Origin of the sequence: Frigoribacterium sp. PhB160 (assembly GCF_003751785.1) — a bacterium.
GTDB lineage: Bacteria > Actinomycetota > Actinomycetes > Actinomycetales > Microbacteriaceae > Frigoribacterium.
Map to the genome: position 1 here is coordinate 944,145 of NZ_RKIE01000001.1, position 13,797 is coordinate 957,941.

Here is a 13,797-nt window from a genome sequence, read left to right on the forward strand (position 1 = left end):
GGTTTTTTCCCATGAGGATCTCTGTCATCGGTTGTGGCTACCTGGGGGCCGTCCATGCTGCGTGCATGGCCGAGCTCGGACACGACGTCGTCGGCGTCGACGTCGACGAGCGGAAGGTCGCCGAGCTGTCGGCGGGCCGCGCGCCCTTCTTCGAGCCGGGCCTGCCCGAGGTCCTCGAGCGCGCCACCGCCAGCGGCCGGCTCCGCTTCACGACCGACATGAGCGAGGCCGCCGGGGCGCAGGTGCACTTCGTCGCGGTCGGCACGCCCCAGACCGCGGGCAGCCACGCCGCCGACCTGACCTACGTCGACGCCGCGGTGCAGGGGCTGCTGCCGCACCTGTCGGAGGGCGACCTCGTCGTCGGCAAGTCGACCGTCCCGGTGGGCACCGCGGCGCGCCTCGCCGAGGTGGTCCGCGCCTCCTCGCCGGGGGCCGACCTGGCCTGGAACCCGGAGTTCCTCCGCGAGGGCTTCGCCGTCGCCGACACCGTCTCGCCCGACCGCTTCGTCTACGGCGTCCCGGCCGGCGCCGACGGCGAGCGGGCCACCGCGCTGCTCGACGCCGTCTACGAGACGGCCCTCGCGACCGGGACGCCCCGCATCGTCACCGACTACGCGACCGCCGAGCTCGTCAAGGTCTCCGCCAACGCCTTCCTCGCCACGAAGATCTCGTTCATCAACGCCATGGCCGAGATCGCCGAGGCCACCGGCGCCGACGTCACCCAGCTCGCCGACGCGATCGGGCACGACGCCCGCATCGGCCGGCGCTTCCTCAACGCCGGCATCGGCTTCGGCGGCGGTTGCCTGCCGAAGGACATCCGCGCCTTCCAGGCCCGCGCCGACGAGCTCGGCCTCGACTCGCTCGCGTTCCTCGCCGACGTCGACGCCGTCAACCTCCGTCGCCGGGAGCGCGTCGTCACGCTGGCCGACGAGCTCGTCGGCGGTGCCGCGGGCTCGCGGGTCGCCGTGCTCGGCCTCGCCTTCAAGCCCGACAGCGACGACGTGCGCGACTCGCCCGCCCTCGACGTCGCCCGGCGGCTGCACGAGATGGGCGCCCACGTCGCCGTCTTCGACCCCGAGGCGAACGTCACGGCCGCGCGACTCGCTCCTCAGCTCGACTACGCGCCCGACGCCGAGACCGCCCTGCGCGGCGCCGACGTGGTCCTCGTGCTCACCGAGTGGCGCGAGTTCAAGGCCCTCGACCCCGAGACCGTCGGGTCGCTCGTCGCCCAGAAGCGCATCGTCGACGGGCGCAACGTGCTCGACCTGACGGCCTGGCGCGCCGCCGGCTTCGACGCGCGCGGCCTCGGCCGCCCCTGACCGGCCCGGCCGTAGCATGGCGGGCATGACCGCACCCCACCGCGCCCTCGTCGTCACCGTCGCCCTCGGCGCCGCGCTCGCGCTGAGCGGCTGCGTCGGCGGCGGCGACGCGGGGCCCAGCACGACGCCGACCCGCAGCGCGTCGGCTCCGGCGTCCCCGTCGGCGTCGGCCTCCCCGTCCGCCCCCGCGACGCCGTCCACGTCGGCCGAGCCGGCGCCGGGCGGGGGCACGACGAGCATCGCGCCGGCCCCGCAGCCCTCGTCCGGCACCGCGGACTGGACCGACGAGACCGCCTACCAGGCCTGCGTCGACTCCGCGACGACGTCGCTCGGCGGCGACTACGCCTGGGCGGCGCGCAGCTCGCAGGCCCTGACGGGCAGCGGCGACGCGCGCACCATCGAGATCACCGGTCAGTTCACCGGCGGGGACGTGGGCGTCGCGAACGTCTCGTACCGCTGCACGATCGGGGGCACGCCGTCCGCGCCCGTCGTCACCGGCGCGCTCGTCGGCTGACCGTCGTCGCTCCCGGGGCGCCGTCCCGGTCCGTGGTCAGCGGTCGCCCGAGGGCGTGCCGACCCCGGCCAGGGCCTGGCGCTCCGCCGAGGTGGGGGCCTCGGCCGCCGTGCGGCCGGGATGGAAGACCCAGAGCTTGTAGAGGCTGAAGCGGAACACCGAGCCGAGGGCGAGCCCGACGACGTTGGTCGACAGGTTGTCGGCGGCGGCCGAGCGGAACCCGAGCACGTAGTGCGACACGACGAGGCAGCCGAGCCCGATGGCCAGGCCGCCGAGCGCGACGGCGAAGAACTCGAGCGCCTCGCGCACGGCCCGCCGTCGGCGGTGGGCGCGGAAGGTCCAGTAGCGGTTGCCGAGCCAGACGGCGACGATGGCCACGAGCCCGGAGGCGACCTTCGCGAGCACCGGTCCGGCCGCCACGGCGTCGGGGGAGAGGACGGTCGCCCGCAGGGCGTTGAAGAGGGAGAGGTCGAGGACGACGCCGAGCGCGCCGATCGTGCCGTACCGCAGGAGCTGGCCGATGAGCCGTCGCATGCGCCTCCTCGTTGCTTCCGCCAAGATGGACCGTGGCTCGACGAGCCGTCACGAGAACATACCGCGCCGTCGCGGCCGGGCCCGCCGTCGGCGGGCGCCCGGCCGGCCCGCGGTGCGACCCCGAGGAGACTCCATGGCCTACCGCATCGGCGTGATCGGCGGCGGACAGCTCGCCCGCATGATGGTGCCTCCGGCGATCGCGCTGGGGCTCGACATCCGCGTGCTCGCCGAGACCGAGGGCAGCCCGGCCGCCCTCGCGGCCACCGCGGTGGGCGACTACCACGACGCCGCGACCGTGCTCGACTTCGCCCGCGGGCTCGACGCCGTCACCTTCGACCACGAGCACGTCCCGCAGGCCGTGCTGGCCGCGCTCGTGGAGGCGGGCGTCGCCGTGCACCCGTCCCCGGCGGCCCTGGCCGTCGCGCAGGACAAGATCGTCATGCGCGAGAGGCTCGCCGAGCTCGGGCTCCCGCTGCCCGAGTGGGCGGTCGTCCACGACTCCGTCGAGCTCGGCGCCTTCCTCGCCGAGCACGGCGGCCGGGCCGTCGTGAAGACCCCCCGCGGCGGCTACGACGGCAAGGGCGTGCGCGTCGTGCGCTCGGCCGACGGCGCCGACGACTGGTTCGCCGCGGTCGCCGAGCACGGCGGCGACGGCGCGCTGCTCGTCGAGGAGCTCGTCGAGTTCCGTCGCGAGCTCGCGCAGCTCGTCGCCCGGCGACCGTCCGGCGACGTGGTGGCGTGGCCCGTCGTCGAGACCGTGCAGCGCGACGGCGTCTGCGCCGAGGTGATCGCCCCGGCTCCGTCGAGCACCGGCCGCGTCGCCGCGGTGGCCGACGACATCGCCCGCACGGTCGCCGAGCGGCTGGACGTCACGGGGGTGCTCGCCGTCGAGCTCTTCGAGACCACCGACGACCGGCTGCTCGTCAACGAGCTGGCGATGCGCCCGCACAACACCGGTCACTGGAGCATCGACGGCGCCGTGACGAGCCAGTTCGAGCAGCACCTCCGGGCGGTGCTCGACCTGCCGCTCGGCGACGCGTCGCCGACGGCCGCCTGGAGCGTCATGGTCAACGTGCTCGGCGGCCCGGCGTCGGGCTCGTTCGCCGACCGGCTGCCCGCCGTGCTGGCCGACCAGCCGGGCGTCAAGGTGCACGACTACGGCAAGGAGCCGCGCCCGGGCCGCAAGGTCGGGCACGTCACGGGCACGGGCGCCGAGCTCGACGACGTGGTCGCGCGGACGCGCGCCGCAGCCGCCCATCTCGACGACTGAGGCTATCCTCTAGCTCGTGCCCGAGCAGATCGATGACCTCCCGACCGTCCCGACACGGCCGAACGACCCCTCGCGGCCGCCCGTCGTCTCGATCGTCATGGGCTCCGACAGCGACTGGCCGACCCTCCGCAGCGCCTCCGAGATCCTCAGCGAGTTCGGGGTGGCGCACGAGGTCGAGGTCGTCTCGGCCCACCGCACTCCCGAGAAGATGATGCGGTTCGGCCGCGAGGCCGCCGGCCGCGGTGTCCGCGTGGTCATCGCCGGCGCAGGAGGCGCGGCCCACCTCCCGGGGATGCTCGCCTCGGTCACCACCCTCCCCGTCATCGGCGTGCCGGTCGCCCTGGCGAAGCTCGACGGGCTCGACTCGCTGCTCTCGATCGTGCAGATGCCGGCCGGCATCCCGGTCGCGACGGTCTCCATCGGCGGGGCGGCCAACGCGGGCCTGCTGGCCGCGCGCATCCTGGGTTCTTCCGACCCCCGCATCTCGGCCCGGCTGGCCGAGTACGCGACCAGCCTCGGCGAGCTGGTCGAGGAGAAGAACACGGCCCTCCGCCAGTCGCTGTGAGCGTCGCGCTGCCCGTCCGGCACCCCGACCTCGGGTCGCCGACCTTCATGACGCGGCGGGCCTGGGCCCTCGTGCTGCTGAACGTGCTCATCCCCGGCTCGGCGCAGGTGCTCGCGGGCAGCAAGCGGCTCGGTCGCTGGGGGCTCGCCTCCACGCTGGTGTCGTGGGCGGTGGCCGTGGTCATCGTCGTCCTGGCCCTGTTCTGGCAGACGCCGCTGCTCGAGGTCGCGACGAACGTCGTGGCGCTGACCGTCATGCAGGTCTTCCTCGTCTACTACGCGGTGCTCTGGGTCGTGCTCACCCTCGACACCCTGCGGCTCGTCAAGATCGTCCGCACGCTGCCGACCGCCCGGGGGTTCATCGCCGGCGTCATGGTGCTGCTGACGGCGGCCACGGTGGGGCCCGTAGCCTGGGGCGCCTACGTCACGGGCGTGCAGCACGGGCTGCTGAACGACCTCTTCACCTCGCAGCAGGCGGCGGCCGACCCCGTCGACGGGCGGTACAACATCCTCCTGCTCGGCGGCGACGCGGGCTCGGACCGCACCGGCCTCCGGCCCGACAGCATCAGCGTCGCGAGCATCGACGCCGAGACGGGCGCCACGACCATCGTCGGGGTGCCGCGCAACCTCTACAACGCGCCGTTCTCCGAGGGCTCCCCGCTCTACGGGCCGTTCCCGACCGGGTACACCTGCGGCGACGACTGCCTGGTCAGCTACCTGTACACCTACGGCGAGGAGCACCCCGACCTCTACCCGGACGCCGAGTCGAAGGGCAGCAACCCGGGCATCGAGGCGATGCGCGACGCGGTCGAGGGCGTCACCGGCCTGACGCTGCAGTACTACGTGCTGATCGACATGCAGGGCTTCGTCGACCTCATCGACGCGCTCGGAGGCATCTCCGTCGACAACACGGAGGGGCGGCTGCCCATCAACGGCGGGGTGGACGCCGCAGGCAACCCGATCAACGTCGACGGCTGGATCGAGCCCGGGAAACAGGTGCTCGACGGGTACCACGCGCTCTGGTACGCCCGTGCCCGCCACGGCTCGGACGACTACCACCGCATGGCACGGCAGCGCGAGGTGCAGCAGGCCCTGCTGTCGCAGTTCCAGCCCGCCCAGGTGCTGTCGAAGTTCCAGGCGGTCGCGTCGGCGGGCGTGCAGACGGTCGACACCGACATCCCCCAGGGGGCGCTGAGCGCGTTCGTGGGGCTGGCCCGCGACGCCCGGTCGCAGCCGATCACCGACCTCGAGATCGTGCCGCCGACCTACTCGAACGTCTACCCCGACTACGACGTCATTCATGCCGACGTCGCGGCCGCCACGGCGTCGAGCGCCGGCTAGCCCGCGTGGCGAGGCACGGCGCGCCGCGGCGGTCCCGTCCGCTCCCGCGACCCGGCGGCGTAGGGGGAGGCCGCCTCTCGGGCCTCGACGGCCTCCGTGGCCTCGCCGCCCTCGTGGTGGTGGTCCACCACGTCCTGCTCACGCAGCCGACGCTCGCGGCGCCGTACTACGACCGCCAGCCCGTCTCCGGGGCCAGCTGGTGGATCGTCCACACGCCGCTGCACCTCCTGTGGGCGGGCACGGAGGCCGTCTACCTCTTCTTCGTGCTGTCGGGGTTCGTGCTGGGCCTCGCGGCCGCGTCGCCGCGCTTCTCGTGGCGGGCCTACCTGCCGGCTCGTCTCCTGCGCCTCTACCTGCCCGTGTTCGGCGCGGTCGCCCTCGGCGCCCTGGTCGTCACGACGCTGCCGCGCGGCAGCGGCGCCAGCGCGTGGCTGTCGGCCCGGAGCCCCGGCTGGTCGGGGCTCTCGGTCCTGCGCGACCTGACGCTCGTCTCGGGCACGTCCCGCGTGATCAGCCCGCTCTGGTCGCTGCAGTGGGAGGTGGTGTTCTCGCTCCTCCTCGCGGCCTTCCTCTCGTGGGGCGCCTCCGTGCGCCCGTGGCTGCAGATCGTGGTGGCGCTCGTGGCGTCGACGGCCGGCTTCCAGATCCGGTCGGACGCGCTGTCGTACCTGCCGCTCTTCGCGGTGGGGACCGCCTTGGCGCAGTGGTGGCCGACCCTGCGCGAGCGCCTGGCGCCGTGGTCGCGGTCGGACCTCGGCTGGGGACTCGTCGTCGGCGCGGGCCTGCTCCTCACGTGCTCGTACTGGCTCGTGCTGCCGTTCGTGCCCGCCGAGGCGTCGTTCGTCCCCACGCGGCCGGTCACGGTCGTCGGCGTCACCGTGCTGGTGCTCGCGGCGGGCGCCTGGGCCCCCCTCGCGGCCGTGCTCTCGTCGCGCCCGCTCCGGTTCGCGGGCACGATCTCGTTCAGCCTCTACCTCGTGCACGAGCCGATCGTCATCGCGGCCGCGTCGGCCCGGCCGGGGTCCGTCGGCGCCCTCGTCCTCGCCGTGGCGGCCTCCCTCGTCGTGGCCACGGCGTTCTTCCTCGTCGTCGAGCGGCCGAGCCACGCGCTGGCCCGGCTCCTCGGGCGCCGCCTCGGCCGCGGCACGGCGGAGGCCGCCCCCGCGACGGCGGCACGCCCGTCGACGGACGACCCGCGCTGACCGGCCGGCTGCCCGCCCCGGTCAGAGGTCGGCGTGCAGCTGCCAGACCTTGTCGGCGGAGTCGCCCCAGCTGTAGGCACGTGCCCGGTCGAGGCCTGCGACGCCGAGCCTCGACGAGAGCTCGAGGTCGGTGACGACCTGGAAGATCGCCTGCGCGAGCCGGGCCGGGTAGCCAGCGGCGTCCTCGCGAGGCACGACGACGGCGGCGTCCGCGGCGACCTCGACGAGGGCCGGGGCGTCCGAGACGATGGTGGGGGTGCCGAGGCTCAGGGCCTCGACCACGGGCAGGCCGAAGCCCTCGGCGAGGCTCGGGAAGACGAAGACCGTGGCGCGCTGCAGCAGCACCGCCAGCTGCGCGTCGGAGACGTGTCCGAGCACGCGCACCGACTCGGGCGGGAGACCGGCGGAGGCGACGATCTCGTCGACGCGCACGTCGCCCCAGCCCTCGGGGCCCACCACGAGCAGCGGCAGGTCGGGCGCGTCCTCGTGGGCCAGGGCACGGATGAGGGGCTCGATGCCCTTGCGCGGCTCGAGCGTGCCCACGCTGAGGACGTAGCGCTCGGGGAGGTCGAGCTGCTCGGCCAGCTCGTCGGCGTCGGCCGGCACGCGGAGGTCGTCGCTCACCGCGCCGCCGATCACCCGGAGGCGGTCGCCGAAGGGGAGGATGTCGCCGAGCTCGGACGCGACGGCGTGCGTGGGCACGACGACGGCGTCCGCGAACCGGTGGGCCCGCTTCGCCATGGCCCGGTGCCAGCGGACGCCCTGGGGCGTGAGGGTCTCGGGGTGCGTCCACGGCACGGTGTCGTGGATCGTCACGACCGTCTGGTCGCCGGGGTTCAGACCCCGGTCGTGCCGCCCGAGGGGAGCGAGCAGGCTCGTGGCGTGCACCATGCCCCGCCCGGGGAGGCCGAGCAGCCCGGTCTGCCAGGCGAGCCCGAGCTCACGCCGCCCGAGGGGCGACTTGGTGAGGTGCGACAGGCCCGGCACGAGGTCGGTCAGCCGGTCGTAGTCGGCCTGCGGGTGCGCGGCGACGACGCCCTCGACGTCGCAGCCGCGAGGCGCCCCCGCGACGAGGGCGCGCGTCAGCTCGGCGGTGTAGCGGCCGATGCCGCCGGGGACCGGTGCCAGGACCTGGTCAACGACTACTCGTAGCGTGGTCATCGGTCTCGAGCACCCCCGTGTCAACGGCCTCGCCCAGGGCTTCCCGCCACGGACGCATGGGGGCGATGCCCGCCCGGTGCCAGGCGTCGTGGCCGAGGACGCTGTAGCTCGGCCGCGGAGCGGGCCGGACGAACGTCGAGCTGTCGGTCGGCTCGACCCTAGCAGCGTCGAGGCCGGCCGCCCGGAACACCTCGCGGGCGAACTCGAACCAGCTCGTCTCGCCGGAGTTCGTGCCGTGGTAGACGCCCGCCGGGGCGTCCGCGTCGAGCATCGCCACGATCTGGCGGGCCAGGTCGAGGGTCCAGGTGGGCTGGCCGACCTGGTCGGCGACGACGCTCAGCGTCGGGCGCGAGGCGGCCAGCGACAGCATGGTCTTCGGGAAGTTCGCGCCGTGGCGTCCGTAGAGCCAGGCGGTCCGCACGACGTAGGTGCCGTCCGGGTGCGCCGCGAGGGCGAGGCGCTCGCCCTCGGCCTTGGTGCGGCCGTAGGCGTTCAGCGGCTCGTGGGCCGTGTCCTCGGCGTAGGGCGTGGCGGCGTCGCCCGCGAAGACGTAGTCGGTCGACACCGTGACGAACTTCGCGCCGGAGGCGGCGCAGGCCTCGGCGAGGACGCCGACGGCGGTCCCGTTGACCGCGAGCGCCGCCTCCTCGTCGGTCTCGGCGGCGTCGACCGCCGTGTACGCGGCGGCGTTGATCACGACGTCGTGCCCGCGGACCGCCCGGAGGACGGCGTCGCGGTCGGTGACGTCGAGGTCGGCGCGCGCCAGGAGGGTGACGTCGCGGCCGTGCAGGGCCTCGACGAGGTCGGAGCCCAGCATGCCGCGGGCGCCGGTGACGAGGTAGGAGGGGCGTGTCGCGCTCATCAGAGGGCCGCGCGCTCCTTCAGGGGCTCCCACCACTGACGGTTGTCGCGGTACCACTGGACGACGTCGGCGAGGCCCTCGGCGAAGGGCACCTGGGGCTCGTAGCCGAGCTCGGAGCGGATCTTGGAGATGTCGACCGAGTAGCGGAGGTCGTGGCCGAGGCGGTCCTGGACGCGGTCGACGTACGACCAGTCCTTGCCGGTGGCCTCGAGCAGCATGCCGGTCAGCTCTTTGTTGGTCAGCTCGGTGCCGCCGCCGATGTTGTAGATCTCGCCGGCGCGACCGCCCACGAGCACCATGGCGATGCCGCGGGTGTGGTCGTCGACGTGCAGCCAGTCGCGGATGTTGTTCCCCTCGCCGTAGAGGGGCACGTGCTGGTCGTCGATGAGGTTCGTGACGAACAGCGGGATGACCTTCTCGGGGAAGTGGTAGGGGCCGTAGTTGTTGCTGCAGCGCGTGATCGAGACGTTCAGGCCGTGCGTGCGGTGGTAGCTGCGGGCGAGCAGGTCGCTGCCGGCCTTCGACGCGGAGTAGGGGGAGTTGGGCTCGAGGGGGCGGTCCTCGGCCCAGGAGCCCTCGGCGATCGAGCCGTAGACCTCGTCGGTGGACACGTGCACGAAGCGCTTCAGGTCGGCGCGGAGCGCGGCGTCGAGGAGCTGCTGGGTGCCGAGCACGTTGGTCTCGACGAAGATCGAGGCGTCGCGGACGGAGCGGTCGACGTGGGACTCGGCCGCGAAGTGGACGACGGCGTCGACCTCGGGGAAGAGCGTGTCGAGCAGGGCGCCGTCGCGGATGTCGCCCTCGACGAAGCGGAAGCGGGGCGAGTCGGCGACGCTCGCGAGGTTGGCCTCGTTGCCCGAGTAGGTCAGGGCGTCGAGGACCACGACCTCGGCGCCCTCGAGCCCCGGGTACGCGTCCTCCAGGGTGCGTCGGACGAAGTTGGAGCCGATGAAGCCGGCGCCGCCGGTGACGAGGATTTTCACGCTTGTTCCTTGGGGTTCGATGGCGGACGTGTCGCTCGATCCTAGACGCTGGCCCGTCCTTGTCCCCCGGAGACGGGTATCGCGGCCCCTAGACGCCGCATCGGGGTACATGCGACCGTTGCCGCATGGATCAGAACGAGACGCTCCTCCGGGGTGCCGCCGCTCCCGCCGCCCTCGATCGGCGACGCCTGCTGGCGTACGCCGGCGCCACGTCGGCGGTCGCCGTCGTCGGCGCGCTGGCCCGGCCCACGAGCGCGTCCGCGGTGATCCGCCTCGGCGAGACGACGGCGTCCGTCGACTCGGTGAAGGAGGCCCTCGCCGTGGCGGCGAAGAACGCGTGGGGCGGCTTCCAGAACGGCAAGATCCCCAGCTCGCAGCTGACCCCGGTCATCTCCTCCGTGCCCGGCTCCGGCTACCTCCGCCAGGACGCGGCCCGCCAGTACACGGCGATGAGCCTCGCCTTCTCGAAGGCCGTCGGGCGGACCCTCGACATCACGGAGGGCTACCGCGACTACGCCCGGCAGCTCGACTACTGGAACCGCTACCAGGCGGGCACGGGCAACCTGGCCGCCTACCCGGGCACCTCGAACCACGGCTGGGGCATCTCGGTCGACTTCGGCTCGGGCGTCCAGACCGCGGGCACCGCGGCCAAGCGCTGGATGGACGCCAACGCGCCGTCCTACGGCTGGCAGCCGACCGGCAACACCTTCTCCCGGCCCGAGCCGTGGCACTTCGACTACACCCGCGCCTGGACCGGACCGGTCGGGCAGCGGAACGACCTCGGCTCGGTCATCGCCCGCTGCACCGGCTCCCTGCCGGGCGTCGGGTCGGGCTACGTCGCGCTGATCGGGTTCCGTCACCTGCGTCAGCTCGAGAACTCCGGGTGGGTCAACTCGCTCCGGGCCCTCGACGTCCCCATCTACGACCTCTCGCCGGCGGCGTTCCTCGACGCGCTGGACGCGCTCTCCGTCCCTCGCTCGGCCCTCGTCGCCAAGGCCAACTACTGGCTCAGGTGACCTGTGCCCCGCGGTCGGCCACGACCGCGGACGGCCCGCACCGCCCTCTCGCACCACCACCACGTCCCCGCGCCTCGGCGTGCTCGACCGGAAGAAGAAGACATGATCATCGTCACCTGCAACGAGACCCTCGACCGGGTCGGCGTCGGCTTCACCTGCGTGGTGGGCGTCCGCACCCTCAAGCACCTCACGTCGACGGGCCAGGTCTCCGCCCTGCAGCTGCTCGGGGCCCCCCGCAAGACGCTCAACCGCGTCGCCTTCGTCGACATGCTGCGCGCGCTCTCGATCCCCACGACCGCCGTCGCGCCGGGGTCGAACTACTCCGGTCGCTGACGCGACGTCGTCGTCCCGGGGCTCGCTGTCCCGCCTCCGGGGCCGACACGGGGTCGTTGGTAGGCTGCCCCGGTGCAGATCCGTGAACTGAAGATCCCTGACAGCTACGAGGTCACGCCGAAGCAGTTCGGCGACGACCGCGGCGTGTTCCTCGAGTGGTACCGGTTCGACCGGCTGGCCGAGGCCGTCGGTCACTCGATCGACCTCCGCCAGGCCAACACCTCGGTGTCGAAGCGCGGCGTCGTCCGCGGCATCCACTTCGCCGACGTGCCGCGGGGCCAGGCGAAGTACGTCACCGCGACGCACGGCGCCGTCCTCGACTACGTCATCGACATCCGGGTCGGGTCGCCGACCTTCGGGCAGTGGGACTCGGTCCTGCTCGACGGCGTCGACCGCCGCGCGATCTACCTGGCCGAGGGCCTCGGCCACGCCTTCGTCGCGCTGACCGACGACGCGACGGTCAGCTACCTCGTCACCGACACCTTCGACGCCCAGCGCGAGCACGGCATCGACCCGCTCGACCCCGAGATCGGCCTCGTCTTCCCGCCCGAGGCGGGGGAGGCGCTGCTGTCGCCGAAGGACACCGACGCACCCGGCCTGTCCGAGGCCGCCGCCGCGGGGCTGCTGCCCACGTGGGACGACATGCGCGCGTACTACGCGTCGCTCGACGCGAAGGAGGACCGCGCGTGAAGGGCATCATCCTCGCCGGCGGGTCCGGCACACGCCTCTGGCCGATCACCAAGGGCATCTCGAAGCAGCTGATGCCGATCTACGACAAGCCGATGGTGTACTACCCCTTGTCGACGCTCATGATGGCCGGCATCCGCGAGGTGCTCGTCATCACGACCCCGGAGTACAACGACCAGTTCCGGGCCCTGCTCGGCGACGGCTCGCAGCTCGGCATGACCATCGAGTACGCGGTGCAGCCCTCGCCCGACGGCCTCGCGCAGGCGTTCGTCATCGGCGCGGACTTCATCGGCGACGACAGCGTCGCGCTGGTGCTCGGCGACAACATCTTCCACGGGGTGGGCCTTGGCTCGAACCTCAAGAAGAACGCCGAGGTCGAGGGCGCGACGATCTTCGCGTACCACGTCTCCGACCCCAAGGCCTACGGCGTCGTCGAGTTCGACGAGCAGTTCAAGGCCGTCTCGATCGAGGAGAAGCCCCTCGCGCCGAAGAGCAACTACGCGGTGCCCGGCCTCTACTTCTACGACAACGACGTCGTCCGCATCGCGGGGACCATCGAGCCGAGCGCTCGGGGCGAGCTCGAGATCTCGACGGTCAACGAGCGCTACCTCGAGGCCGGTCGCCTGCAGGTGCAGGTGCTCGACCGCGGCACGGCCTGGCTCGACACCGGCACCTTCGAGTCGATGATGCAGGCGTCGGAGTACGTCCGCGTCATCGAGGACCGGCAGGGCCACAAGATCGGCTGCATCGAGGAGATCGCCTGGCGCAACGGGTGGATCGACGACGAGCACCTCGCCGCCCTCGCCGCGCCCCTCGCCAAGAGCGGCTACGGCGTGTACCTGCAGAGGCTGATCGCCGGCTGACGGGACGACGCCCGAGGGGCCCGCGGTGCACGGCACCGCGGGCCCCTCGCCGTGCGGGGGTCAGCGCCGCGACGCCGACCGGACGCGGCCGCGGTCCCAGGCCCGGCGCCGCAGCGGTGGGCCCAGCAGGCCTCCGCCCCGGCGGAGCTGCTCGGCGTGGAACACGTCCTTGAGCGGCTTCAGCCGGTGGTACTGGTTGAGCTCCTCCGACACCAGGTCGACGTGCGTGTCGGCCTTGACGACGCGCCAGCCGAGCCGGTGCGCGACGAACGACATCCACTGGTCCTCGAGGAACGCGAAGCGGCGGGGCAGGCGCGCGAAGAAGCGGTCGTCGCCGACGAGGGCGGGGTCGAGCACGGTCCCTCCCGTGCCGGCGTGGTCGGCCGGGTCTCCCGGCGCGATCTCGGCTCGTGCCCAGTACGAGCCGTGCTGCGAGAAGGCCCACCACGCGACGACCGACCGGGGGGCGTAGTCGTCGAGGAGGTCGCGCACGAACGACGCAGTGACGTCCTGGTCGTCGTCGAGCATGACGACGGGGCCCCGGTGGCCGCCGTTGTGCAGCAGGCGGATCGCCACGAAGCGGGCGAGGCCGCCGATGTTCACCGGGCTGTCGTAGAGGTCGACGGAGGCGAGCCCCGGGCCCCTCGGCGAGGCGTCGACCACGGCTCGGTAGCGGGCCGCGTCGTCCGGGTTGTTGTTCCAGAGCAGGAGGCGCACCGGGGTCGCCGGGTCGAGCCGACCCAGCATGGCCAGGACGGCGGGCAGGCGGTCGGGTCTGTTCCACAGGCACATCACGAGGGGCACCGAGTCGTCGTCGTGCCGGCCGGCCCACCCGTCGGCCGTCGGCAGCTCGATGCCGTCCCGGAGCCAGGCGCCGAGCATCGCCTGCCAGCGGCGGTGTCGCCGCTCTTCGGTGACGAGGCGCGCGGCCCGGAGCCCGGCGTCGAGGAACGGCTCGAGCCGCATCCGCCGGGCGACGGGACGGGCGAGGCGTCTCAGGGGGCTGGACATGCGGGTGGTCTGATCCTCAGCGGTGGCGTGAGCCTCGGCGGTGGGCGCCGACGTCGGGCGCGTCACACGGCACCGCCCCCATCCTGCCATGCGGTCGGCCGCGCTCCGAGCCCGCCGTCGCCTAAGCTCGTGCGAGG

At 73.4% G+C, this 13,797-nt stretch carries 15 protein-coding genes; 10 read left to right on the top strand and 5 right to left on the bottom strand.

Annotation, left to right across the window (positions count from 1 at the left end; translation table 11 throughout):
• Nucleotides 1-11: 11 nt before the first annotated feature.
• Together EDF38_RS04485 and EDF38_RS04490 are read left to right on the top strand one after the other, a co-directional pair.
• Complete coding sequence (locus EDF38_RS04485; RefSeq protein ID WP_123354157.1) at nucleotides 12-1,319, top strand: UDP-glucose/GDP-mannose dehydrogenase family protein; 1,308 nt, start codon at nucleotides 12-14, stop codon at nucleotides 1,317-1,319.
• Between the two features lie 25 nt (nucleotides 1,320-1,344).
• Nucleotides 1,345-1,833, top strand: a complete 489-nt coding sequence (locus tag EDF38_RS04490; protein WP_148061446.1) for a hypothetical protein — start codon at nucleotides 1,345-1,347, stop codon at nucleotides 1,831-1,833.
• Between the two features lie 36 nt (nucleotides 1,834-1,869).
• Here EDF38_RS04490 and EDF38_RS04495 read toward each other — a convergent pair whose 3' ends face one another.
• Nucleotides 1,870-2,367: a GtrA family protein gene (locus EDF38_RS04495; RefSeq protein WP_123354159.1), complete on the bottom strand. Its 498-nt coding sequence runs from the start codon at nucleotides 2,365-2,367 to the stop codon at nucleotides 1,870-1,872.
• Between the two features lie 133 nt (nucleotides 2,368-2,500).
• Here EDF38_RS04495 and EDF38_RS04500 point away from each other — a divergent pair, with 133 nt between their 5' ends.
• From EDF38_RS04500 to EDF38_RS04515, 4 genes are all read left to right on the top strand, one after another.
• On the top strand, nucleotides 2,501-3,637 hold the full coding sequence (locus EDF38_RS04500) for a 5-(carboxyamino)imidazole ribonucleotide synthase (RefSeq protein ID WP_123354160.1): 1,137 nt from the start codon (nucleotides 2,501-2,503) through the stop codon (nucleotides 3,635-3,637).
• Between the two features lie 97 nt (nucleotides 3,638-3,734).
• Entirely contained in the window at nucleotides 3,735-4,202 is a 468-nt protein-coding gene (purE, locus tag EDF38_RS04505; protein WP_123355024.1) for a 5-(carboxyamino)imidazole ribonucleotide mutase, read from the top strand.
• Nucleotides 4,199-5,542: an LCP family protein gene (locus EDF38_RS04510; protein ID WP_123354161.1), complete on the top strand. Its 1,344-nt coding sequence runs from the start codon at nucleotides 4,199-4,201 to the stop codon at nucleotides 5,540-5,542. Before purE ends, EDF38_RS04510 begins: the two co-directional genes overlap by 4 nt.
• 5 nt (nucleotides 5,543-5,547) lie before the next feature.
• Nucleotides 5,548-6,744: an acyltransferase gene (locus EDF38_RS04515; RefSeq protein ID WP_123354162.1), complete on the top strand. Its 1,197-nt coding sequence runs from the start codon at nucleotides 5,548-5,550 to the stop codon at nucleotides 6,742-6,744.
• Between the two features lie 21 nt (nucleotides 6,745-6,765).
• Here the strand turns inward: EDF38_RS04515 and EDF38_RS04520 are convergent, their stop codons facing one another.
• From EDF38_RS04520 to rfbB, 3 genes are read right to left on the bottom strand one after another with little or no spacing between them, the layout of a single operon-like run.
• On the bottom strand, nucleotides 6,766-7,905 hold the full coding sequence (locus tag EDF38_RS04520; RefSeq protein WP_123354163.1) for a glycosyltransferase family 1 protein: 1,140 nt from the start codon (nucleotides 7,903-7,905) through the stop codon (nucleotides 6,766-6,768).
• Nucleotides 7,880-8,767: a dTDP-4-dehydrorhamnose reductase gene (gene rfbD, locus EDF38_RS04525; RefSeq protein WP_123354164.1), complete on the bottom strand. Its 888-nt coding sequence runs from the start codon at nucleotides 8,765-8,767 to the stop codon at nucleotides 7,880-7,882. The genes EDF38_RS04520 and rfbD overlap by 26 nt, the downstream gene beginning before the upstream one ends.
• Nucleotides 8,767-9,750 (bottom strand): dTDP-glucose 4,6-dehydratase, encoded by a 984-nt coding sequence (gene rfbB / locus EDF38_RS04530; RefSeq protein WP_123354165.1) that lies wholly within the window; start codon nucleotides 9,748-9,750, stop codon nucleotides 8,767-8,769. Before rfbB ends, rfbD begins: the two co-directional genes overlap by 1 nt.
• A 125-nt stretch (nucleotides 9,751-9,875) precedes the next feature.
• On the opposite strand from rfbB, the gene EDF38_RS04540 reads away from it, so the two are divergent.
• The 4 genes from EDF38_RS04540 (at nucleotide 9,876) to rfbA (ending at nucleotide 12,649) form a co-directional block, all read left to right on the top strand.
• Entirely contained in the window at nucleotides 9,876-10,766 is an 891-nt protein-coding gene (locus EDF38_RS04540; RefSeq protein WP_158613315.1) for a D-alanyl-D-alanine carboxypeptidase family protein, read from the top strand.
• 102 nt (nucleotides 10,767-10,868) lie between these two features.
• Nucleotides 10,869-11,099 (top strand): hypothetical protein, encoded by a 231-nt coding sequence (locus tag EDF38_RS04545; protein ID WP_123354168.1) that lies wholly within the window; start codon nucleotides 10,869-10,871, stop codon nucleotides 11,097-11,099.
• Nucleotides 11,100-11,171: 72 nt separating this feature from the next.
• The gene (locus EDF38_RS04550) at nucleotides 11,172-11,789 is read left to right on the top strand and encodes a dTDP-4-dehydrorhamnose 3,5-epimerase family protein (protein ID WP_123354169.1); all 618 of its coding nucleotides are present in this window, start codon (nucleotides 11,172-11,174) and stop codon (nucleotides 11,787-11,789) included.
• Nucleotides 11,786-12,649: a glucose-1-phosphate thymidylyltransferase RfbA gene (gene rfbA, locus EDF38_RS04555; RefSeq protein WP_123354170.1), complete on the top strand. Its 864-nt coding sequence runs from the start codon at nucleotides 11,786-11,788 to the stop codon at nucleotides 12,647-12,649. The genes EDF38_RS04550 and rfbA overlap by 4 nt, the downstream gene beginning before the upstream one ends.
• A 60-nt stretch (nucleotides 12,650-12,709) precedes the next feature.
• Here rfbA and EDF38_RS04560 read toward each other — a convergent pair whose 3' ends face one another.
• Nucleotides 12,710-13,660, bottom strand: coding sequence for a hypothetical protein (locus EDF38_RS04560; protein WP_148061448.1), 951 nt, complete (start codon nucleotides 13,658-13,660; stop codon nucleotides 12,710-12,712).
• Nucleotides 13,661-13,797 lie beyond the last annotated feature (137 nt).